This is a genomic window from Streptomyces sp. NPDC002537, from assembly GCF_053594975.1.
This window is the reverse complement of record NZ_JBSFWT010000001.1, coordinates 191711-213471: the sequence shown is the minus strand read 5'-3', so window position 1 is coordinate 213471 and position 21761 is coordinate 191711. Positions and strand designations below refer to the sequence as shown.

General features: G+C 71.4%; 17 protein-coding genes. 6 read left to right on the top strand and 11 right to left on the bottom strand.

Features of this window, described 5'->3' with window-relative positions; all coding sequences use genetic code 11:
• Positions 1–288 precede the first annotated feature (288 nt).
• Positions 289–732: a hypothetical protein gene (locus tag ACWD4A_RS00625; RefSeq protein WP_451187522.1), complete on the top strand. Its 444-nt coding sequence runs from the start codon at positions 289–291 to the stop codon at positions 730–732.
• A gap of 68 nt (positions 733–800) precedes the next feature.
• Entirely contained in the window at positions 801–1364 is a 564-nt protein-coding gene (locus ACWD4A_RS00620; RefSeq protein ID WP_451187519.1) for a hypothetical protein, read from the top strand.
• Between the two features lie 69 nt (positions 1365–1433).
• On the opposite strand, the gene ACWD4A_RS00615 is transcribed toward ACWD4A_RS00620, so the two are convergent.
• Positions 1434–2063: a 2'-5' RNA ligase family protein gene (locus tag ACWD4A_RS00615; RefSeq protein ID WP_451187516.1), complete on the bottom strand. Its 630-nt coding sequence runs from the start codon at positions 2061–2063 to the stop codon at positions 1434–1436.
• Between the two features lie 131 nt (positions 2064–2194).
• Between ACWD4A_RS00615 and ACWD4A_RS00610 the strand changes: the two genes are divergently transcribed.
• Positions 2195–2575 carry a VOC family protein gene (locus ACWD4A_RS00610; RefSeq protein WP_451187513.1) on the top strand — a complete coding sequence of 127 codons (381 nt, stop codon included), beginning with the start codon at positions 2195–2197 and terminating at the stop codon, positions 2573–2575.
• 38 nt (positions 2576–2613) lie between these two features.
• Here the strand turns inward: ACWD4A_RS00610 and ACWD4A_RS00605 are convergent, their stop codons facing one another.
• On the bottom strand, positions 2614–3435 hold the full coding sequence (locus ACWD4A_RS00605) for a lipase family protein (RefSeq protein ID WP_451187510.1): 822 nt from the start codon (positions 3433–3435) through the stop codon (positions 2614–2616).
• A gap of 469 nt (positions 3436–3904) precedes the next feature.
• Between ACWD4A_RS00605 and ACWD4A_RS00600 the strand changes: the two genes are divergently transcribed.
• Positions 3905–4657 carry an SDR family oxidoreductase gene (locus tag ACWD4A_RS00600; RefSeq protein ID WP_451187507.1) on the top strand — a complete coding sequence of 251 codons (753 nt, stop codon included), beginning with the start codon at positions 3905–3907 and terminating at the stop codon, positions 4655–4657.
• A 415-nt stretch (positions 4658–5072) separates the two neighbouring features.
• Here ACWD4A_RS00600 and ACWD4A_RS00595 read toward each other — a convergent pair whose 3' ends face one another.
• The gene (locus ACWD4A_RS00595; RefSeq protein WP_451187504.1) at positions 5073–6245 is read right to left on the bottom strand and encodes a serine hydrolase domain-containing protein; all 1173 of its coding nucleotides are present in this window, start codon (positions 6243–6245) and stop codon (positions 5073–5075) included.
• Between the two features lie 1164 nt (positions 6246–7409).
• On the opposite strand from ACWD4A_RS00595, the gene ACWD4A_RS00590 reads away from it, so the two are divergent.
• Together ACWD4A_RS00590 and ACWD4A_RS00585 are read left to right on the top strand one after the other, a co-directional pair.
• The gene (locus tag ACWD4A_RS00590; protein ID WP_451187501.1) at positions 7410–8117 is read left to right on the top strand and encodes a response regulator; all 708 of its coding nucleotides are present in this window, start codon (positions 7410–7412) and stop codon (positions 8115–8117) included.
• A 58-nt stretch (positions 8118–8175) separates the two neighbouring features.
• Positions 8176–9147 (top strand): sensor histidine kinase, encoded by a 972-nt coding sequence (locus ACWD4A_RS00585; protein WP_451187498.1) that lies wholly within the window; start codon positions 8176–8178, stop codon positions 9145–9147.
• A gap of 131 nt (positions 9148–9278) precedes the next feature.
• Here ACWD4A_RS00585 and ACWD4A_RS00580 read toward each other — a convergent pair whose 3' ends face one another.
• The 8 genes from ACWD4A_RS00580 to ACWD4A_RS00545 all read right to left on the bottom strand — a co-directional run bounded on the left by ACWD4A_RS00580 (position 9279) and on the right by ACWD4A_RS00545 (position 21760).
• Positions 9279–10133: a hypothetical protein gene (locus tag ACWD4A_RS00580; RefSeq protein ID WP_451187495.1), complete on the bottom strand. Its 855-nt coding sequence runs from the start codon at positions 10131–10133 to the stop codon at positions 9279–9281.
• 14 nt (positions 10134–10147) lie between these two features.
• Entirely contained in the window at positions 10148–11053 is a 906-nt protein-coding gene (locus ACWD4A_RS00575; RefSeq protein ID WP_451187492.1) for a papain-like cysteine protease family protein, read from the bottom strand.
• 110 nt (positions 11054–11163) lie between these two features.
• On the bottom strand, positions 11164–12855 hold the full coding sequence (locus ACWD4A_RS00570; RefSeq protein ID WP_451187489.1) for a mycolysin: 1692 nt from the start codon (positions 12853–12855) through the stop codon (positions 11164–11166).
• A 383-nt stretch (positions 12856–13238) separates the two neighbouring features.
• Positions 13239–14789, bottom strand: coding sequence for a hypothetical protein (locus tag ACWD4A_RS00565; RefSeq protein WP_451187486.1), 1551 nt, complete (start codon positions 14787–14789; stop codon positions 13239–13241).
• A 136-nt stretch (positions 14790–14925) separates the two neighbouring features.
• Entirely contained in the window at positions 14926–16095 is a 1170-nt protein-coding gene (locus ACWD4A_RS00560; protein WP_451187483.1) for a glycosyltransferase, read from the bottom strand.
• On the bottom strand, positions 16092–16913 hold the full coding sequence (locus tag ACWD4A_RS00555; RefSeq protein WP_451187480.1) for an alpha/beta fold hydrolase: 822 nt from the start codon (positions 16911–16913) through the stop codon (positions 16092–16094). The genes ACWD4A_RS00560 and ACWD4A_RS00555 overlap by 4 nt, the downstream gene beginning before the upstream one ends.
• Positions 16914–16916: 3 nt before the next feature.
• A complete protein-coding gene (locus ACWD4A_RS00550) occupies positions 16917–17174 on the bottom strand; it encodes an acyl carrier protein (RefSeq protein ID WP_451187561.1) in 258 nt (85 codons plus the stop codon).
• Positions 17175–17236: 62 nt separating this feature from the next.
• A complete protein-coding gene (locus ACWD4A_RS00545; RefSeq protein WP_451187477.1) occupies positions 17237–21760 on the bottom strand; it encodes a beta-ketoacyl synthase N-terminal-like domain-containing protein in 4524 nt (1507 codons plus the stop codon).
• Position 21761: the final 1 nt, after the last annotated feature.

Genomic DNA, 21761 nt, shown 5'->3' with positions numbered 1-21761 from the left:
GTGGCTGATCGCGTCCACGCGGCGGAGCCGCAGACCGACGCTTCCCCGCGCCCCTTCGGGACGCTGCGCACCGCACCGGACTTCGCCGAGCCTGCTCAGCCGAGGGCGTATCCGACGGGACGAGCGCCCTGGCCGGCGGTCGGCCGGGGCGCTTCACGGCGGGTGCGGGACCGCGAGCGGTGCGGCGCTTCAGGGGGCGGACGACCCCAACTGGCCTGATACGTCATGGTGATGACCGCTGCCGGGCCATAGGTTCGTCCGGTATTGCTGATTTTACGGAGGTGCACCATGAGAAGGCACATCCTCACGGGCGCGATCGCCGCCGCCTGCCTGGCCGTACCGTTCCAGGCCCACGCCATGTCCCCGTCGGCCCCGGCCCTGCAGCCGTCGGCCGTGGTGTGGGACAAGTGCGAGGCCGCGCTCGACTCGCCGCACGAGTCGCACACCAATCCGGACGTCATCAATGTCCACGCCGACCTCAAGAACTGCAAGCAGAAGATGCCGGAGTACTCGATCTCCGTCACCCTCTACAAAGAAGGCATCCAGGTCGCGCACGACAGCGGCTCGGGCAAGAACAAGTTCAAAGCGCGTGTCGTAGCCAACTGGCCTCCTCCGAAGGGCGAGTGTCACTCCTACTCGGCCAAGGCGACCTTCATGATCAAGGCCGAGGGGAAGACGCACACCGTCAACCTGGAGAACCAGAGCCAGGGCAAGATCTGCATCAATAAGTAGGCGCGCGCCGTGGCCGGTCCGGCCATGGTGCCTGCCGGCCACATTCCTCCAGCGCCGAGGCGAACAGCATGAACGGGTACACCATCTTCCTCGCGGTCGTCGACCGGACCGGCCGACCCGATCCGGCCTTCGCCCTCACCGCGCTCGCCGTGGGAACCGGACGCCTCGGGGAAGCCGAGGAGCGCGCGGCAGCCGCGCTCGCCGGCCTCGCACCCGACACGGCGTGGCCCGACCTGGACCCGTCCGTACGGCGGGAGGTCGTCACCCGGGTGCGCACGGTGCCGCACCACGCGGTGGACCACACCGAGCACGACCGCGCACCCGCGCGGTCCGCCTCCCCCCTGGCCGACTGCCTGCGCAGCCTCGCCACCGGCGGCCCCTTCGCCGAGATCGCCGCACAGCCGCACACCGTGTACGTCACCGGCGGGCACCCTGTCGGCGACGCGGCGTCGGCCCCCTTCCTCGCCGACGCCGAGGCCGTACACCCCGACGCCGAAGCACGCTTCCCCGCGCTCGCGCGCCTCACCTCCCTCCTCGCCACGGCCGCCGGGCCCTCGATCGACGCCGCCTTCCCCGACGAGGAAGATCTGTACGACGCCTTCGACCGGTACACACTCGGCGGCCTGGCGTGAGCCGTACCGGGCCGCGCCCCGCCGCTCGCGACACCCCGGCGGCCTGAGCCGGATCCCTCGCCACCCGCTTCACTGCCGACGGGTCTCCGGCCCGGGACACCAGAGCTCCGGCAGGAGACGGACCTCGCCCGTGCCCAGTGCGATCCCGACCCGGGGCCGCATGGGCCCCTCGCCGCGCCGGGAGAGGAGGACCACCTCCTCGACCACGGCCGACAACGCGCCCAGCCGTACGGCACACTCGGCGGCCAGACACCGCGGGTCCCGGGTGCGGCCGAGAGACAGATGCGGGGTGAAGCGGCCGCCGCGCCCGCGGCAGAGCGGGAACCGCCGCCCCAGCGCCCGGTGGAGCCGGGCCCACGGAGCCAGGTCCGCCGCGGCCGGATCGAGCCACACCGTCGCGTCGTGCCGGTGCCGGAAGTACCGCACACCGGCCAGCCGCGCCGTGAACGCCGCGCTCTCCACCGCCCCGGCGGAGAGCAGCGGCACGGCCTGCGCGAATTCCTCTTCCGGTACGAAGCCGAACAGCAGATTCACATGCGGTGGCCACCGGCGTACTTGCGGATCGTGCTCCCAGCGGATGTCCTGAATCGTCGGCCAGAGCTCCTGCGGCGGCAGCCACGCCACCGCTGTCCGGGCCGTCGGCGCCACCTCGAGCACGTCCACCGGCTCGGCCCCGCCGTACACCGCGTTCCCGTCCACACCCCCATGGTCCGGACCGCGCCCCCACCGCGCATGCTGATCGGCGCCGGACCGCGGGCCGTGTGATGATGCCTGGAGGGCAGGCTCACAGGCGAGCGGCCCCGAAGAACCTCGGCACGGAGGGCAAGGGCATGATCAAAGGTGCTCACGTCGTCGTCTTCAGCCGGGACGCCGAGGCGGACCGTGCTTTCTTCCGGGACGTACTGAGGTATCCGCACGTCGACGCGGGCGGCGGATGGCTGATCTTCAAACTTCCTCCGTCGGAGGTCGCCGTACACCCTTCCGGGGAACCGGGCGGCCACGAACTGTTCCTGATGTGCGACGACGTCCGGGCCACCGTCGCCGAACTGGCGGCTAAGGGAGTGGAGTTCACCCAGCCGGTCAGCGAGGAGGGCTGGGGGCTGCTGACCACGCTGCGCCTGCCGGGCGGCGGTGACCTCCGGTTGTACGAACCCCGCCACGAAGTTGCCTACACGCTCCCGGACATGGACTCGGCCACGCCGGACGCATAGCCGCGTCCTGACGGTGGACGGCATCCGGACCCACCGGGTCAGACCAGGTTCTTCTCCAACGCGGCGATGTAGTTGCGCATGAAGTGGTCCCGTACCCCCGCGCTCGCCGGAGCGAACGCGTCGGCCGTCAGACCCTTGGCCCTGTCGCCGAGGCCGTCGAGGAACGAGACCGTGTCACGGACCTTGCCGTTGGAATCGATGTACCGCAGTGCCTCGACATGCGTGTACGCGGGCTCGGGCGGCAGCTGCGGCACGATGTCGTTGTTGTTGACGAACCGGAACATGCGCTGCTTGAAACCCTTGTCGTACGCGGCGGCCAGCAGCCGGTCGCAGGTGCGGGGCTGGCCGTAGGTGTAGACGCCGTCGGCCAGTAGCCTCGGCTCCTCCAGGTAGAGCCGCGCACCGGCGAGCATGGCCAGGGCGCCGCCCAGACTGTGGCCGGTGAGCCACACCGTCTGGCCGTTCGTGCGGAACTCCTGGAGGGTGTTCCTGACGTCGGGGTAGATCGATTCGAGGGCCTGGCCGAAGCCGTAGTGGACGTATCCGGTCTGCGCCGGACCCGGCCACGGCGGAGTGCCGGCGTCGGAGAGCCAGTCGCGGATCTCCGACGGTTCCGTGCCCCGGAAGGCGGTGATGATCATGTCGTCGCTGGCCATGGTGTACGCCTGGGTGTCCTCCAGCGGGAACGGCGGCGTGAACCGCGTCTCGTGGTGCCGCACCCGGTCGAATCCCCAATCGCGCGCTTGTTCCTCGATGGTGGCCGGGTCCTTGTAGGCGAGGTCGGACGCCTGCGCCAGCCAGTACGCGTGGGCCAGGCTGTAGGCACGGGCCTTGTGGTCGAGCGCGGAGGGTACGGGCACGGAAGCTCCTCTTCTCGGGCGGCCGGGGTGTGGACGCACCACAGTTGTTACCGGAGAACCTTCGCCCCGAAGAGCCGACGTATGACATTCCCCCGAATGAGGCAGAGGGCCGGAGCGGACCGCTGCTGCCACGACGGGCAACATGGCCCGCGGCGTCGGCGTCCTGCCGAATCCGTAGGTCTTCCGGCTGAGGTTCCAGCATGGCGTGGGCGAATCCAGACCTGCGACGCAGGGCGAAGTGCTCGGGCCACGTCGGGATGCCGTGGCGATTTCGGCGAGGGCCGGGAAGCGCTCGGCTTCGCGCTCGTGGCGACGGTCCGGGCGGTGGCACCCGGTGGACCATGGGGGAGCGGATCCCGGTAAGCCGCGAACGCCCCGTCCGACGGGCCGCGCGGCGGCAACCGGGCGAATGACGTGACCCGGCTCCGGCAGAGGGGTACCACTGCACCACCGACCCCAGGAGCCCCCCATGCAGATCCATGACGCCGTCGTCCTCGTCACCGGTGCCAACCGTGGCATCGGCAGCGCCCTCGTCACCGCGTTCCTCGAACGCGGTGCGGCGCGTGTCCACGCCACAGCGCGGAACCCCGAAACACTGGCGGCGGTGACCGCGCAGGACCCCGAGCGGGTCCTGCCGCTCGCCCTGGACGTCACCGACCCCGACTCCGTCGCAGCCGCCGCCCTCGCCGCGCCCGACGTGACGCTCCTGGTCAACAACGCGGGCGTGGCCCTGATGGGGCACCTGCTGGAGATGGATCTCGGCGCCGTCGAGACGGTGATGAACACCAACTGGCTGGGCACACTGCGCGCCCTGCGCGCCTTCGTGCCGGTCATCGAGCGCAACGGCGGCGGAGCCGTCGTCAACGTCGTCAGCGTCGGCGCCTTCGGCGGGACCCCCTCCATGGGCGGCTACCCCGCCTCGAAGGCGGCACTCAACTCACTGACCCAGGCCGTCCGGCCGGACCTCGCCCCACGCGGCATCACCGTGCACGCGGTCTACCCGGGCCCGGTCGACACCGACATGCTGCGGCTGAGCACGCCCGCCCTCCCCGCCCTGGGCGACATGCCCCGGGCAACACCGGCCGACGTGGCCCGCGCCGTCGTCGACGGCATCGAGGCGGGCGCGGAGGACATCTTCCCCGACCCCTTCGCCGAGCAGATCGGGGAAGCATGGCGCCGTGACCCCAAAGGCGTGGAACGGCAGCTTGTCGGCCTTGAGTGATGCGAGATCATCCCGCGCGGGACCGTGAGCCACACCCGTCTCAAGTCCGCCGACTTGAGCACTACTACGACGCGGTGCCGCGCCCTGGTGCTGCCGAGTGCTCTGGCCGCGGCGCGCCTCGCTTTCACGGAGCCCGGAACCGGTGTCGGCTCGGTGGGAGTCGCCGAACTGCCCGAGGCCGTGCATGCCCAGGCGGGCGACGGGACGGTGGACCTCGTGATGGCGCGGATGGGGGCGGGGCTGACGTCGGTCGCCGCGGCGGTGGGCGGACGGGGTGGCGCTGTGCGCGGGCCAGCACCAGCCGGTCGGTACCGTCAGCGAGGTCGTCGGGGTCGGGACGCTGCCCGCCGCGCGCCGCCGGGGCCACTGATCGAGCCTGCCGGGCAGTGGGTCCGCTCCCGGAGGCACGGGCCGGTCAACAGAATTCCGCCTTCAAGATGTCGGCGCCGGCGCTGTCGGGGACGCCCCAGTCGCCGTTGAGATTGAGGGCGAGGGTGTGCCGGCCGTCCTCGGTGGTGACGGCCTGGGAGAACGAGCCGAGCCAGCCGCCGTCGTTGCCCCAGAGCCACACCCCGCAGGCGGCCTTGAACGTGGCGATGCCCAGACCGTAGCGGTACGCGGGGTTCTTCGGGTGCGGGACGGTCGTCTTCATCTCGGCGAGCTGCTCGGCGGGCAGCAGTTCACCGCGGATCAGGGCGCTGAAGAAGCGGTTCAGGTCCGCGGCGGTGGAGATGATGTCGCCGTCGCCCCAGGATTGGGAGGCGTTCTGCCGGGTGACGTCGTAGATCTTCGTCGCGCCGGGGTCGGCGCTCAGGGTGGAGTAGGCCCGGCTGCTCGGCCTGGGCACGTCCACGGAGTGGCCGGGCAGGACGGTGCCGTGCAGCCCGAGCGGCTCGATGATGCGCGTGCGGACCTCGTCCTCGTAACTGCGGCCGCCGACCTTCTCCATGATCAGGGCGGCCAGGACGTAGTTGGTGTTGGAGTAGCCGTACCGGGCGCCGGGCGCGAAGCCCGGCCGGTGCGACAGGGCGGTCCGTACGGCCAGATCAGGTGTCACCGTGTCATAGCGGTGCCTGAGAAAGCCCGGGGCCTCGATGTACTTCTTCAGATAGCCGGGGTCATCGGTGTAGTCATAGATCCCGCTGGTGTGGTTGAGCAACTGCCGTACGGAGATCCTCCGCCCGTCGTTGCCGTTGCCCCGCACCACACCCGGCAGCCACCGCTCCACCGCGTCGTCGAGACCGACCCTCCCCTCCGCCTCCTGCTGCAACAGCACGGTCGCCACAAACGTCTTGGTGATACTGGCGACACGGAAGCGGTCGTCGACGCTGCGCGGCCGCCCCGTCGCGCGGTCGCCGACCCCCGACGTACTCCGCCAGACCCCCCTACGGTCCTTCGCCTGCGCCGTGATCCCGGGAACCCCGGCCCGCACCACCGCGTCCATGACCCGCTGGGTGGCCTGATGCCCCTCACTCCGCGCCGTGCCACCCGACGACGCCGCCCCGGCAGGGGCGGTGAACGCGCCGACGACGAGGGCTCCGGCAGCCAGCGCCACCCCTGCGCCGCGCGCCATCCGACGAGCTGCCATGCTTCGCTCCTTACGGGTCCTTGCCCTTACGGGGCGTAGCGTCAACGCCCTTCGTACAGAAGAGACTTCACGGCAGCCGCGTTGGTTGAGCCGTACCGGGCTCCGGCTGCCGTGGCGGTCGCCGGGCGGGGCGGCCCATGCCGTCCCCGATAGGGCCCCGTAAGGTCTTGGCAGAGAGTGCCGCCGCGTGCCGGCCGTGCGCGGGAGCGAGCGGTGGCAGATGGCGCCCGGCCCCGGCTGCGACGGTGCCCCTGGGTGCGGATCGCGCGGTGCCCTCCTTACCGGGGACGCCGCTGACCGGACCGATGTCGATCACCGCGCCGGCGCCGCGTTCGATCATGACGGGCACCGCGCGGCGGTGAGCGGGAACGGCGCAGGGCCGCCCACCGGCGTTTGGCGGATCGGGGCTACTGCTGGGTGTAGGTGTAAGGCCGGTGACCCAGATCGCCGCGCGCTCGCCACCGTTGCCGGTCAGGTTGAAGGTGGTGCAGTACCCGGACTGGACATTGGGGACCCAGCAGGGGCGTGAGAGGTGAGCACCCACCGTCGGCTTGCTCCGGCGGGGCATGCGGTGGTGGGTCGTGTCCTTGTGCTCGTGGCCGGTTGCCAGGCCCTGTGACGTCCGGACACCGATGAGGAATAGCCCGGAATTCCTCCGGACCGCGTTACCGGGATGCACTTTTGATGGGGAGTCATATGCTGTGCGTTACGTGGGCCTGAGGGGGCGGGAGAGAGCGAGGGTCGGTGTGCTCTCTTCCAGCGAAAGACGTTCGCGTCCGGAATAGTTAGATCTCGACCGAAGGTCCGCTTGATCACTTAAGTGAAGGCGTTCACTGTGAAGTCGAACGGAGTCATCCGCGTCGACCTTCTTTCTTCATCGGTGGCATATTTTTCCCGTCAAGACGGGATATTCGGACTCTTGGGTGCAGACGGTGCAATCGCCCCGAAAGGCCATGGTGTCCTGGCGCCGAAACCGCTGGAGGGCATCTCGGAACTCTTTCTTTCCCGTGACCGCCGGGTGTCCTGTGGGCGATTCGGGCGAAACGACCGTCCCCCACCCGCCCGCTGCGGGAAATCCGTAGAAGTCCGCAAGATTTCTGCGGGTCGGCCGCAGGAAATTGAACTTTTGACTGTCCGTTCCAGGAATTCCGTCGGTTGACAAGAATGGTCACTACATCGGAAGGTGAATGCATCCAATGGGGCGACATAGCAGCCATGTTTCCCCGTGCCCGAAAGGCTATGCAGAAGGTGGGGGGTCCCGTGCGAGTGGTCCTGGCCGAGGATCATCCGACCGTGCGAGCTGGAACTCGGGCGCTCCTGGAGCCTGAGGGCTTCATCGTGGTCGGGGAGGCCGCCTGCGAACGCGAGGCGTTGGAGATCGTTTCCGAGCGGCAGCCCGATGTGCTGATGCTGGACATGAGGCTGGAGTCGGGGCTGGCGCTCAAGGCCATTCCCCAATTCCACGCCGCCGCACCGGAGATGGGAATTCTCGTGCAGAGCTGCTACGAGGACCGTGCCATCATCTGCGGGGCTCTGGCCGCGGGTGCCGCGGGCTATCTGCTGAAGAGCAGCCCCGTGTCCGAGCTGGTCCTGGCGGTACGGACAGTGGCGTCCGGAGGACGGTACGTACAGCCCTCGCTCGGTGCCGGGCTGGCCCGTGACCAGGGCCGGGAGCCGGAACTGCCCCTGCGGGAGCGGCAGGTCCTGGGCCTGCTCGCCGAGGGGTACACCAACCGTGAGGTGGCCGCGCGGCTGACGGTCAGTGTCCGCACGGTGGAGAGCGTCAGGGCCGCTCTGCGCGCCCGGCTGGGCCTGGTCACGAGGGCCGACCTCGTCGCGTACGCCCGGCAGAACCGCTCCGCCGATGTGTAGCGGAACCGCTCGGCCGGCCACCGTGCAACAGCCGCTCGCCCTGGGCACACTCGGCGGCTTGTGCATCGCGGTGAGCCTGGTCAGCGCCGTGGCCTACACGGCCAACCTCCTCACCGACGACAACTTGCCGCCCAGGTCGGTCTCGACCCCGAGCATCGCCCTGGCCACCGGCGTCCTCGCGCTGCTGACCTGCGGGCTGCGGCGGGCCCGGCGGCTGCTGATCATGATCTGCTGCGGATTCACGGTCCTGAGCGTGGACCGGCTGGCGCACTCCACAGCGACGGACCACGCGGCCATCGCGTTCCTGCTGGCGGCATCCGTGTACGCCGTCCCGGCCTGGCCCGAGATGAAAGTGGTCCTCAGCCGGGGGCGCGCCAGCGCCATGGTGGAGCGGCAGGAGCACCATGCGGGCCTGCTCGCGGGCGAGTTGCACGACGAAGTCCTCCAACTGCTGGCACTGACCCGGCGGCGGCTCGACGCGGCCCGCGCACTGGACGACCCCGGTGCGCTGCGCGCGGCGATGGAGGACGCGTCCCGCACCCTCGACGAACAGGCCGGTACGCTGCGCCGCATCATCGCCACCGTGAGCCCGGCAGCCGTCCAAGGGCTGGGGCTCGCCGAGTCGGTCACCTCCCTCGCCGGACAGGTCGCCGCCGAGAACGGGCTCGTGGTGGACGTGGACGTCCAGGGCGACCGGCCTCATGCGTGTACAGGGGAGAACGGCGTGAATCTTGCCGTCTACCGGGTCGCCCAGGAAGCGCTCACCAACGTGGTCAAGCACGCCGACGCCCGGCGCATCACCCTTGCCCTCACATGTCGCGACGAGGGCATCAGCCTCACCGTCACCGACGACGGACGCGGCCTCGGCCCGAACCCGCCGAGAGCCACCGAGGGGTACGGCATGCAGGGCATGCGCTGGCGCTGCGAAGCATACGGCGGCACATTCAGCGCCAGAACCGCCGACGCCACCGGCACGGTCGTCCGGGCCGTGTTCCCCCTGCGCAACTGCCGGAAAACCCGGGCGTCCTAGCCGGCCGACCGCGTCGGCACCAGACTGCCCCTGGCCGGCACAGGCCGGCCAGGGGCAGGATCGCCGGGCTCCTGGACGGGCGGGAACGAGCCCCCTGGCCTCGTGGGTCAGGCGCCCGGCTGCGGGCGGGATCAGGCCGAGCGGCGTCGGCGGCGCAGATGAAGGACCGCCGCGCCCGACACCGCCAGGACTGCCGCGCCGGAGGCGGCCGGGAGCCAGGAGCGGGAAGGGGCGGTGGCGGCCTGCTCCTCGGCGAGGGCGTAGCCGCCCGCGAGGCCCTTGCGGTCGTAGGCCGAGCCGGGGAGCTTGTCGCCGTAGCGCTTGGCCACGAGTTGCTGGTACGCCGCGAGCGGGACGCGGGACTTGCCTTGCAGGGCTGTCCGGGCTTCCTTGTTGAGTGGCTCGACGGAGCCGTTGCCGGTCAGCCGGTACCAACCGTGGATCTGCGGCTCCATGAAGGTCTGCGCCTGGTCCGTGCCACGTTCGGCGGCGCTGATGTCCGCGTCGCCGTCGCGGATGCCGGCCAGTTGCCAGGCACGGCCGCCTTGCTCCGGGGCGAGCAGGACGGCGGCCTGACGGCCGTTGGCGGCCGAGACGCGGGAGGCGAGGTAGGACAGCCGCAGAGCCGCGCCGGCGGTGGCCTCGGTCTTGCCGGCGACGAACTCGGGCGACAGCTCGTAGAAGGGGACCGGCTTCTTGAGGTCGAAGCCGGGTGCGGCGGCGGGCGACTGCGCGAGGCTGCGGGGGGCGCCGGCCGTGCCGCCGTCCTGTGCGCCGTCCGGTGCGCTGCGCTCGGCCGCGGCCGTCAGGAAGCGGGCGACGGTGTCGTGGAGTTGGCCGGAGCGCAGCACCTTCTGAGCGGCGGTGAAGTCGGTCTCCGCAGGGGCGGTGGGTCCGTCGGCGGCCTGCGCGGAACCTATTCCGCAGAGGGCGGCGACGGCAGTGGCCGCGCACAGGGTGGCGGCGCGTCTGGTCGTACGGTGCATGGTCGGTGGTCTCCTCAGCCCTGGATGCCGGTACGCGTGTGGGTCCACCGGAAGGAGTTGTTTCCGGAGTAGGCGGAGTAGTTCCACCAGGTGTAGGTCTTCGTGGTGGGCCAGGGGTCGCCGACCGCGATCATGTTGCTGGTGCTGTCGTAGCCGTAGACGACGTTCATGTGGCCGCCGCCGGAGTTCCAGCCGATACGGACGGCGAACGGACGCCCGTTCGCGATCTCGGTCCGGGTCTCGCCGAAGGAAGCGTTGCGGTAGAGGTCGTTGCCGCTGCTGCGGAAGCCCATGTTGCGGAGGGCGTTGGCCATGTCGCCGAGGGTGGCGGGGCGGTTGTTGCAGTCCAGCCGGTTGTTCTGGGCGGCCAGGCGGCAGAAGTCGTACTGGTTGTAGCGGGTGTAGCCCCAGAAGTTGGCTATGGTCAGGCCGGTGGCGTCCCAGCACCACTGGTCCTTGACCTGCTTCTGCATGCTGATGTCGAGGGCCTTCCGGCCGGTGGGATCGCCGGTGGGCTTGTCGGTGGGCCGAGTGGAGGTGCAGACCGGCAGCTTCCCGGTGTTCTCCCGGATGAACGCGTCGGCGATGTAGTAGTTGCCGGACCGGATCCAGCGGGAGTTGTCCTCGACGACGTCGCCGGTGGTACGGCAGGTCATCGGGATCTGGTCGCCGACCCGCGACTTTCCGGTGATGTCGGCCGAAAGCGACGGCTGGGACCGCTGGTTGACGGTGCTGAAGTTGCCTCGCCCGCCGGTGACCGTGCCGGTGACGCTGGCCTGGGCCTGGGGGGAGATGCCCAGCAGGAGTGCGCCGGACAGGACGGTGGCGCCCGTCGTGGCCAGAAGTACCTTTTTGCGCCTTGACGTAGGGGCAGTGTGTGCGTGCGTCGATATGCGGGTTGATCTACGGAATCTGTGCATGGGGGATTCTTCTCTTGCTGATCGGTGAGGGCGGATACGGCCTCGCCGCAGCCAGAAGGCGGTGAGGCCGTATCCGGTGAAGAACGCTCTTCGGGTACCGATCGGGCGGATCAGTACTGGATGGTGTGGTTGTAGAGGATGTTGCGGGCCTTCGCTCCGCTGTCCAGGCCGTACGCGGGCCGGTCGGTGAGGAAGTACTCACGGAAGGTGGACTGGCGCTCGCGGGACATCATGGTGTTGCTCTTCGTCCAGCCGCCGTCGACCTGGGACCACAGGTCGACCAGCGCGGTGGCGACCCGGGCCTCGCAGGCGTCGCCCCAGTCGATGCCGCGTGTGGTGCGGTCGTTGGCGAGGTTCGTGGAGCTGCCGTTGCCCCACGTCATGACGGTGTCCTTGAAGGCGCGGAACGCCACGGCGTCGGCGAAGCCCTCGGTCCAGCCACAGGTGGTGGAGGAGGTGCGGTTGACGTAGTGGGGTGAGCAGTTGGTGACGTTCGGCCACCATCCGTTGTAGAGCTTGCCCATGAGGGAGTGCCCGGCCTCGTGGACGGTGGTGTGGCCGGAGTCGGGGTCGCTGTCCGCGAGGTGGACCTTGTCGTCGCGGTTCGTCCAGTACGTACCGTCCTGGGAGCCCGGGTACCACTGGACGGTGATCGGGGTGCAGCGGCCGTCCCTCTGGTTGCTCGTCCAGCAGGTGCTGGTCGAACCCCGGTCCCACCAGAGCTTGTTGAGGGTGTCGAAGGCGTGCCAGGCGCGGCTCTGGCCGCTGTTGGCGTAGACGGTGCCCAGGCTCTTGTTGCCCGAGACGTTGCCGAGGGCGTTCGAGGTGGTCGAGTAGCGGCGGTTGGATCCGTCGACGACCGACCACATGCCGCCGGCCTGGGTCTGGAACTCCGCCCAGACCTGGGAGGTGACGGACGTGGTCGGCGTGTAGCAGAGCTTGAACGTGCCGTCCCCGTTGCCGGTCAGACCCGTGGCGAGCTTCTGTGTACCGCCGCCTGCGGTCGCCTTGCCCCAGAGGGTGACATTGGCGTTGCTGACCGGCAGGTCCCGGTCGGCCTTGCGGTTCCAGCTACCGCCCTCGGAGGACTGGAAGCGGTTGCGCAGAGTGCCGCTGACGCAGACCGGGGCGAAGGGCTTGCCGGGGGCGGCGGCCTGTGGGGGAGTGCTCGGTGCGGCCGGGGCGGCGGCACCCGGGCGTGCCGGGCGGTCGTGTGCCGTGGGCCCGTCGGCCGGAGTCGCGTCGGCCTTGGTGACGGACATGCCCTTGGCGGTGGAGCCCTTGGCCTTGCCGATGGTCAGTTCCACCGAGGCGTGACCGGCGCGGCGCGGGTCGGGGCGGTCGATGTCACTGATGTCCGCCTGGATCTGGGCGGGGCCCGCGGCGACGGCCTCGACCTTGAGCCTGATGGTGCGGGTGCCCGGGGTGAGGGCCAGCGTCCGGCTCGTGCGTTGGCCGAAGGGGTCCGTCGTGGGCGCGGCGAGGGCCGGGTTCCGGTCGACGATCCGGAGGGCGGGCGGCAGTTGGAGGGAGAGGCCGGCGCGCTTGACGTCGGTCTGCGCCGTGACGGCCACGGTGAGGGTGGTCCGCTCGCCGATGGCGGGAAGGTGCTCGAGGGAGGCGGTGACGCCGAGACAGCTCGGCGGCGCCTCGGAGTTCTTGTCCGCGGGGCGGACGGTGCAGCTGTCCGCCGGGGTGGCGGTGACCGCGTAGGCGGACGGTACGGCGACGGTGGCGATGCAGACACCTATGCCGCCCGCTGCGACCAGCGCCGCGGGTCTCGGTATTCGTATGCGGAACATGGGCATGCCTTTCTGTGGCGTGCACGACGGCTCCGGTGCACGCCGATTCGAACCGTGGGGGGTGGACACTGCCGCGATCGTCAATCACTGGTAAACGGCAGTACCTTGAGCGACAACTTGCCGAGACTTTACGTCATATGGATTGCGCATGTCACATTCGGCATGCAACTGCGCGGCGTGGAAGGCGAATAGATGCGGTGTCACCTGCGATGTTGCGGTAAACCCGCAATGAATGAAGGGCATTGGGGCGCGCGCAATCGGAATGCGTCGGCCCGATGGTGGCCCGCCAGGACTGAAAAGCGGGCCCCACGCTCGCACCGGCTACCCACACGGCGACGGGGTTTCACCTCCTCTGCGTTGCCGGTGGGCTGAGCGTCGGTGTGTCAGTTGTGCCGGGGCTTGCTGCCGCCGGACTGGTCCTTGTCACCCGGTTTCGTGTCGTCCTGCGGAGTGCGCGGCTGGGGGATCTGTATGGCTCCCTTGCCGTGTGCGAGTTGCACCTCGTGCTGCACCTTGGGCATCGGCAGGCGTATCGCGAACGCCTGCACTCCGCCGATATTCAGATACGGCATGACCCAGCCCTCCAGGTCGACTCCCGCGAACAGCTTCCAGTCGGCGCCGGCCGCGGCCTTGCCCTCGGTCGACCCGCTGACGCCGCCCTTGACCTCGGTGCGCACGTACGGCGCGGCGACGTCGCCCTTCACGCCCACGCTGCCGTAGAGACCGAGGTTCGCCTCGGTGCCGAACCGGACCTTCGCGTTGACCGCGGCCGAGGCACTCGCCTTCAGTGTCGCGGGCGTGAAGTTCGCCTTGGCCTCCGGCTGCCAGCCCTCCTTCAGACCGAACGCGGAGCCGAGGGTGAAGTCGCCCTTCACCGGATCCTGCTGGACGTCCAGGCTCGCCTTGCCGTCGGCGTCGATCAGGACGTAGCAGGTGAGGTCGATGTTGACGGTGACCGGAAGTTCACCGATGTAGAAGGTCGGGTTGGCGTGCAGGACGACGAACGGTATCCGCACCGGCTTGCCGTTGGCCGTGGGGGCCGTCCGCCCCTTGAAGTGGAATCCCGAGGACCAGTCACCGCTCAGCCGCAGGCCGGCCCCCGACGGACCGTCGCCGGAACCGCGGCCGTAGTAGTTGAAGTCGACCTCGGGCGCGAGCTGGACGAAGCCCTTGAACGACGCCTTGGTGGGGCTTTCCACCCCTTCCCCCTTCGCGTCCTTCTCCGTGTCGACCGTGGTGTCGACATCGACGCGCAGGCTGCCGAAGGGCAGCTTGAGACCCTCGGGTCCGGCGTGGACGTCGCCGCGCTTGGCCCAGGAGAACTTCACCCCCGGGACGAGCGAATCGGCCTTGAAGCCGGACGGGTCGACGGGCAGCTTGTTCTTGACCTTGGCGTCGCCCAGCACCGTGGAGAGATCGACCGGGGCGGTACGGACCTCGGTGCCCTTCGAGGTCTTCTTCCCCACCTTCGTGACCTTGGCCAGGACGCCCTGGGGCGCGCCGGGCACGGGCTTGCTGGCGACGATGTCGCCCACGGCGACGGGCTTTGCCGCAGGCGTCGCCGACGGCCCCGGTGTACCGGACGGGCTCGGTGTACCGGACGGGCTCGGTGTACCGGACGGGCTCGGGGTGGCCTGCGCGACGGTCTGGGAGATGACGGCGCGCCCGGTGTCCCGGTCGATGGAGTCGACCTTCACCGGCGACTTCTGCGCCTTGACGCCGCCGCCCGCCGGAATGGTCACCGCGCTGGGGTCGGTTCCCCGGGGGGAGGGCACGCGGAGGCTGACGTCGCCCTGAGGGGCGCCGGCCGCGCTGCTGCTCTCCGCCTCACCCAAGGTGGGGCCGCTGTCAAACGGCGAGCAGGCGGCGAGGGCAAGGGCGAGGGAGGTGAGCAGCACTGGTGCCAGTGCCGCTCTTCTGTGAGGGTTGCGCATAGTGGATCCTTGTGGATTGGTGTGAGGGGGATCGGTGCGAGGGGGCTGTATTCCCCGCAAGAGGGATGGCGGGAACATGCCGTGTCAGGGCATGGGTGGCACCCCTCTCATTCGGCAGGACCTGCAGGCCGGCGGGTCACTTCGCCCTCGCCGCGAGGGCTTCGAGGTGCACGGCCGCGGCCGTGGCACCCCCCGCGGCGCGGAACGACGCGCGCACCCTCCCGGCCGCCTCGCGGAAGTCGGGCTCGCGGAGGACGGTGTCCAGCGCCGCGCCCAGCACTTCGGCGGTCGCCCGGTTGAACCGGACCCGTACGCCCGCCCCGGCGTCCGTCACCTGGGCGGCGACGGCGGGCTGGTCGTCCCGGATGGGTGCGACGATCAGAGGGAGGCCGTACCACAGCGCCTCGCACACGGTGTTGTGCCCGCCGTGGCAGATCACCGCGTCGCACCGTTCCAGCAGGGCAAGTTGGGGAACGTGCGGCATGACCAGCACCCGGTCGGTGAACTCCGGCACCGTGCCCGTCGGGTCGACGATCACCGCCTGCGCCCGGTCCGGCCGTCCGTGCACCGCCTCGGCGCATGCGGCGAGGAAGCGGGGTGCCGCCTCGGCATTGGCCGTGCCGAGGGTGATCAGCACGGTGGGCGTCCCGGGGTCGAGCCGGTGCCAGGGGAAGTCGTCCGCGGGCGGGCGGGCGGCGAGCGACGGTCCGACGAACCGGACCTGTTCGCCCGCGGACGGGACCGGCCCGGCCAGGGCCTCGGTGCTGAAGGCCAGCACCAGCCGGTCGGACAGCCGGGGGTCCGCGGTGCTCCGGGGGTCGCCGATCCGCTGCCGCAGCTCCCCGATCAGCCCGGCGATCCAGGAGTCGACCTTCGGCAGGCCTGACAGCGAGGTGAAGCCCGCCGTGGTGGTCGCCGAGGTGGCCCAGACCAGCCCCAGCCGCTCGGCCACAAGGCCGCCGGCGACGGCCTGTTGGTCGGCCACCAGGACGTCCGGCAGGAACTCGCCGACGGCCGCCCGCACTCCGGGCGCCATGTGCTCGGCGAGCGGCCCGAGGAACCGCTCCCACAGGAACTTCAGCGCCGCCGGGCCGCGGAGCGAGGGCGGCCGCAGCAGGGCGGGGTCGGCCAGGTCCGGGGAGGAACACCGGAACACGGTCGCGCCGCCGCCCACCAGCGGTCCCACGACCTCCGGCAGACCGGCCCAGGCCACCTGATGCCCGCGCCGGACCAGTTCGGCGGCGACGCCGACCGTGGGGTTGACGTGCCCGGCCAGGGGTGGCACCACGAACAGGAAGCGGCTCACCGGACCACGTCCCCGGCCGCCGGTACGGGCGTGTGCGCCCGTATCCACTCGAGGATCAGGTCGCCGGCCGGTTCCGTGGCGCCGACGAGGACCCAGTGTTCCTGGTCCGGCAGCACGACGGTGCGGCAGACGGGGAGGAGGGACCGCAACCAGCCCTCCTGGGCGGCGAGTTCGGACTCGGCGCCGTAGAGGGCGAGCACGGGGATGCCCATCGACCGGATCCCGTCCTCGTCGAGCACCTGGCTGGCGGGGACGTCCCGCACCGTGGTGGTGGAGTGCAGCAGCCGGGCGGCCGACCGGACGCGTTTGGTCACGTGCTTGCCGTGCTTCTCGGTGAGTTCCTCGAAGAGGCCGTCGCGGGCGAGCTCCTCCGCCCCGCGCGCGAGGTTGGCCGCCATCTTGCGGGACCAGGCGGCGGTGGCCGGCTCCGACTCGATCATCGAGACGCTGGCCACCCGGCCGGGGTGCCGCGCCGCGTGGCCGAACGCGATGGTGCCGCCGTAGGAGTTGCCCACCAGGTGCACGGGGCCCACCGGGTCCAGCCGGTCGAGCAGGGCCTCCAGGTCGTCGAGGTGGTCCTCCAGCCGGTAGCCGGCCGACGGCCGTTCACTGAGGCCCTGCCCCCGCAGGTCGTACATGATCACGTCGAGTCCGGCGGCGGCGAACCGGGGCGCCAGGGTGAAGTAGTAGCTGATGAGGCTGTCGATGAGCATCCCGTGGACGAGCACCACGGTGGGCGGCGGGACGGTGCCGGTCGTCGTCCGCGCGGGTATCCGTTCCACGTGCAGGGCAAGGCCGTTGACGTCGATCATGGCCATGGGTCACCGCTCCCCGGGGGCCCGCAGGCAGCCGGTGATGTGCTCGACGAGCTGTCCGACCGTCAGGCCGATGATCTCCTCCAGCCCGAGCCCGGCCAGGTACTCGGCGAAGTTCACCAGCTCCCCGTACCGCGCCTGGAGGTGGCCGCCGAGGGTGACCAGGTCGATGCTCTCCAGGTCCAGGTCGTCGTGGAACCGGGTGTCCATGGTGATCCCGGCGTCCACCACGCCCCCGTACTCGCCGAGGACGGTGTGGAGCATGCCGGTGATCTCCTCGAACACGGCCTGCCGGGCCGCGGCGGTGGGCGCCGTCTGGCTGCTGTTCACTCGGACTCTCCTCGCGTTGCCGGTCCAGCGCACTCCGTGGACCTGTGGTTCCGGCCGGGGGTCCGGGGGGTGGCCCCCGGGGAAACGCAGCACTGCCGGCTCTCCTGTCGTTCGTCTTCCGGCCGGGCGTCCCCGGGGGCCGGACCCGTGGTCCACGCGACCACGTACTGCCTCTCCGGCAGGCCTTGCGGGTTGGTGACGGTGCGGCAGCGCACCGGGTACCGGCGGCCGCCCACGACCACCACCAGGGCGTCCGCCCGTGCCTCGGTCACGGCGAAGTCCTTCGGCCGTCCCCGCAGCCCGGTGCCCTCGGCCTTGGCCACCGCCTCCTTCGCCGCCCAGAACCGGGTGAACCACAGCGGCTGCGGTTCACCGGTCCGGAAGCACAGCGCGACGAGGAGCTCGCGCTCGGCGGGGCCGAGGGCGGCGGCCAGGGTCCCCGGTGGCCGTTGGGCGACCTCCTCGACGTCGATGCCGACCGGCGCCGGGCGCCCGTCCGTGCCGCGCGGCCGGACCAGGGCGACCGCGGCCTCGGCCCGGTGCGCCAGCGAGACGTCGAGGGCGGGGAGAACCCGGCCGTGCGCACCGGTCACCCGCGGCCGGCCGGACGCGTCGTTGTCCACCCGGATCTCGGCGGGGAAGACCGGCCCTTCGCCGTGCTGCCACAGCCACCGGCGGACCGCGTCCTTGGCCGCGATGCGGCCGAGCAGCCACTGGCGGCGGCCGGACGGCGGGCGCCGCTCATGGTCCTCGCGCTCGGCGGTGCCGAGGTGCCGCCGCATCACGAGGTCGCGGGACGCGAGATCGTGGCACCCGTCGAACAGGATCACCCAGCCGCCCGGTTGCACCGCGGAGAGGGTGTGCTGCCCGGGGAACCGTTCCTGCGCCTTGGTGTCCGTGCGGCTGTCGAACCGGTGGTCCTGCCAGCCGTGGATTTCCGCCCAGACGCGACCGTCCAGGAGCAGCTGTACGTCCGCCTCCACCGTGGCGTCGGTGACCGAGACGATCCTGATGAGGCACTCGACCCGGGTGCCGGGCGACGGGTGCGGGCCGAAGAACCGGATGTGCCGCACGCGGACGGGGAACACCAGGGTCCGCTCGGCCAGGGTGGTGAGGATCCAGTAGCCGAGCAGCTGCCCCACGTTGTCGAGCAGGGCACCCGGCGCGGACGGGGCGGTGAGCACGCCGCGCACATGCGCGTCGCCGACCGCCGTCAGCTCGGTGACGCCCTGGAACGCCGGGCCGTGGAACATCCAGCGGTCCTCGTACAGTTGCCCGGCCGTGATCCCGGGGGCCCGTTCCTCCTCGGGTGCCCACCGCCAGGGCCGGGGCGCGCCACCGGGGTACCGGTCCGCGAGTTCCACCTCGCCCTGCGCGTACGCGCCGAACGTCACACCGGCCCGGCCGGTCCCGCGCGCCTCGACGGTCACGGGCACGTCGACGGCGGGGGCCGCGGCCACCCAGCGGTTCAGCCGCACCTCGTGCACCGCCACCGCGGTCGTCCCGGGCCGGGCCCGTTCGGCGTGCTCCATCATGTGGTGCACCACGGTCGTGGCCGGGACGACCGGCCACCGGTCTGCTTCGTCCGGCCAGTTGGGGCGCTGTGCGAAGAAGCAGTGGTCGCGCAGGTACGGCATGGTGCCCGTGGACACCCGCAGCACGGTGCGGACCGTGGACGCCGCCGCGGCGCGGGACACCGCGACGGCCGTGTCGGCGGTGTCCTTCAGCAGGGCCCGAAGCTCGGCGGCCAGCGGGGAGCCGTCCGGGGCATCCACGACATCCGGCACGTTCCGGACGGCGAGCGCCGAGCGCACCGCGGCCACCGTCTCCCGGTCCAGGGACACCAGCTTCCCGCCCAGGTCCAGCCGCGAGGGCGGCATCCGGCGGGCGTGGCCGCCACCGTCCACCAGGACCCCGGTGGACGGGTCGCCGCCGGCCGTCCACAGCGCCGTGGCGACCCGGAGCAACTGCGCGGTCCCGTCCCGGTGCGGGGAGTTGGCCGGCACCACCAGGTGGGGGAGGCCGCGCAGGGTGTTCTCGACGAGCGAGCCCACCTGGCCCGTACCGGCCTGGACGAAGACCCGGAAGCCGGCCGCGTACATGGCCTCGATCAGCGGGCGGAAGCGGACGGGCTCCAGCAGGTGGCGTACGAAGAGCTCCCGTACCTCGTCCTCGGTGCCGGGGTACTCCGCGGCGGTGGTCGCCGACCAGACGGGCAGGGTCGGCCGACGCAGCTCGAACAGGCCCGCGTAGTGCCGGATCCGGTCGAGGTAGGGGGCCAGCATCGGGGTGTGGAAGCCCGAGCGGAACGGCAGGACCTGTCCGATGACGCCGCGTTTCCGGAAGTGCTTCACCAGATCCTTCACTTGGCCGGGCGGGCCGCAGACCATCGACTGCTCCGGAGCGTTGTCGTGCGACAGCACCACATCGGGACGGTCGGCGAGCACGGCGGTGACCTGCTCGGCCGGTGCACCCAGCGCGGCGAAGGACAGCCCTGCCACCCGCACCTGGTCCGGGTCGAAGGAGCGGGTGAACTCGTCGACCGCGTCCCCGGCGTACAGCCCGGCGGTGGCCATGGCCGTCCACTCGCCGATGCTGTGGCCCGCGACGGCGTCGGGCACGATGCCCATCCGGCGCAGCGCGGCGTCCAGCACCCGCCCCACGGCGATGACTCCGGCCCCGTGCCGTCCGACGTCCGCCACATCGGCCCCGGACCCGCCGAACCCCGCGGGCAGCAGCGCCGAGAGTCCGAACCGCTCGACGACGTCGTCGATCCGGGGTCTGAACTCGGCCTCCAGGCCGGGGAAGACGAAGGCCAGCCGCCCGCCCGTGGAGCCGCCGAGCAGCGGTTCCGGGGAGAACCACATGTCGCCGCGCCCGCGCCAGGGGGCGCCCTTGGCCACCGCTTTCCGGGCCAGGGCGAGGCGCTCGGCGTTCGGGGCGACGACGCCCAGCCGGGTGCGTCCGTCGTGCGGGGACCGTCGTGCGCGGACGGCGGCGTCGTCGGCGTCCAGCAGCGCGGCGAGCTCCTCCGGGGTGCCGGCGGCCAGCCGCAGCACCTGTTCCGGTTCGCGGACCTCCACCGCCGGGCGGTCCGGGCCGGGGGCGGCCTCGAGCACCACATGGGCGTTGATGCCGCCGAAGCCGAAGGCGTTGACGCCCGCCCGCCGGGTCCGCCCGTCGCCGGTCTCCCAGCCCCGCGCCGCGGCGATCGTCCGGAAGCGGGTACGGGCCAGAGCCGGGTGCGGCTCCTCGCAGTGGAGGGTCGGCGGCAGTACGCCGTGGTGCACCGCGAGCGCGGCCTTGACGAGACCGGCCACGCCGGCGGCCGGCATGGTGTGCCCGATCATCGACTTCACCGACCCGAGCACCGGCCGGTCCTTGCCGTCGGCCGGGCCGAACACCTCGGCCAGGGTGGCCAGTTCGGCCGCGTCACCCGAGGGGGTGGCGGTCCCGTGCGCCTCCAGGAGTCCGACCGACCCCGGTGCGGCGGGATCCAGCCCCGCCTCGCGCCAGGCCGCCCGTACCGCCTTCACCTGGCCCGAGGGGTCGGGATTGACGAGGCTGCCGCTGCGGCCGTCGCTGGCCACCCCGGTGCCGCGGACGACGGCGTAGACACGGTCGTCGTCGCGCAGCGCATCGGAGAGGCGCTTGAGCGCTACCACGCCGGTGCCCTCGCCGATCAGCAGGCCGTCCGCGTCCCGGTGGAACGGGCGGATCCGCTGGCTCGGCGACATCGCGCGCAGCCGGGAGAACAGGGACCACAGCGTGATGTCGTGACAGTGATGGACCCCGCCCGCCAGCACCAGATCGCAGCGGCCCGAGGCCAGTTCGCCGACCGCCTGGTCGACCGCGACCAGCGAGGACGCGCAGGCGGCGTCCACCGTGTACGCCGGGCCGCGCAGATCGAGCCGGTTGGCCACCCGGGAGGCGGTCAGGTTGGGCACCAGGTTGATCGCCTGCTCGGGCTCGTCCGGTCCCAGCTGCCGCGTGTACGCCCGCCGGACCGACTCCAGCAGGCCGGCGTCCAGCTCGGGCAGCAACTCCGCCAGCGTGCGGACCAGTTGGTTGGACGTCTGGACGGACTGGGTGCCCCGCGCCATCCCTGGGGACAGATAGCCGCCCCGGCCCAGGATCACCCCGATCCGGTCCCGGTCCGGCAGTCGCGCCTCGCCGCCCGCGTCGGCGATCGCCCCGGCGGCCACGTGCAGCGCGATGAGCTGTTCCGGCTCGGTGCCGGGCACCGAGTTGGGCATGATCCCGAATCGGGTCGCCTCCACCTCGGCCAGCTCGTCGACGAATCCGCCGCGGCGGCAGTACACCCGGTCCGAGCGGTCGCGGGCGGCCGCCGGGTCGTAGAAGGAGGGGTCCCAGCGCCCGGACGGGACCTCGGTGATCGCGTCGGTCCCGGCCGTCAGATTGCGCCAGTACGCCGCGAGGTCCGGCGCGCCGGGAAAGAGGACCGCCATGCCGACGATGGCGACGGCGGGCCGGCCGGACGGCGTGTGATGCGTGCTCATG

Coding starts and splice junctions, on each gene's coding strand:
- ACWD4A_RS00625 (WP_451187522.1), top strand. CDS start 289: ATGAGAAGGCACATCCTCACGGGCGCGATCGCCGCCGCCTGCCTGGCC.
- ACWD4A_RS00620 (WP_451187519.1), top strand. CDS start 801: ATGAACGGGTACACCATCTTCCTCGCGGTCGTCGACCGGACCGGCCGA.
- ACWD4A_RS00610 (WP_451187513.1), top strand. CDS start 2,195: ATGATCAAAGGTGCTCACGTCGTCGTCTTCAGCCGGGACGCCGAGGCG.
- ACWD4A_RS00600 (WP_451187507.1), top strand. CDS start 3,905: ATGCAGATCCATGACGCCGTCGTCCTCGTCACCGGTGCCAACCGTGGC.
- ACWD4A_RS00595 (WP_451187504.1), bottom strand. CDS start 6,245: ATGGCAGCTCGTCGGATGGCGCGCGGCGCAGGGGTGGCGCTGGCTGCC.
- ACWD4A_RS00590 (WP_451187501.1), top strand. CDS start 7,410: ATGGTCACTACATCGGAAGGTGAATGCATCCAATGGGGCGACATAGCA.
- ACWD4A_RS00580 (WP_451187495.1), bottom strand. CDS start 10,133: ATGCACCGTACGACCAGACGCGCCGCCACCCTGTGCGCGGCCACTGCC.
- ACWD4A_RS00575 (WP_451187492.1), bottom strand. CDS start 11,053: ATGCACAGATTCCGTAGATCAACCCGCATATCGACGCACGCACACACT.
- ACWD4A_RS00570 (WP_451187489.1), bottom strand. CDS start 12,855: ATGTTCCGCATACGAATACCGAGACCCGCGGCGCTGGTCGCAGCGGGC.
- ACWD4A_RS00565 (WP_451187486.1), bottom strand. CDS start 14,789: ATGCGCAACCCTCACAGAAGAGCGGCACTGGCACCAGTGCTGCTCACC.
- ACWD4A_RS00555 (WP_451187480.1), bottom strand. CDS start 16,913: ATGGCCATGATCGACGTCAACGGCCTTGCCCTGCACGTGGAACGGATA.
- ACWD4A_RS00550 (WP_451187561.1), bottom strand. CDS start 17,174: ATGCTCCACACCGTCCTCGGCGAGTACGGGGGCGTGGTGGACGCCGGG.
- ACWD4A_RS00545 (WP_451187477.1), bottom strand. CDS start 21,760: ATGAGCACGCATCACACGCCGTCCGGCCGGCCCGCCGTCGCCATCGTC.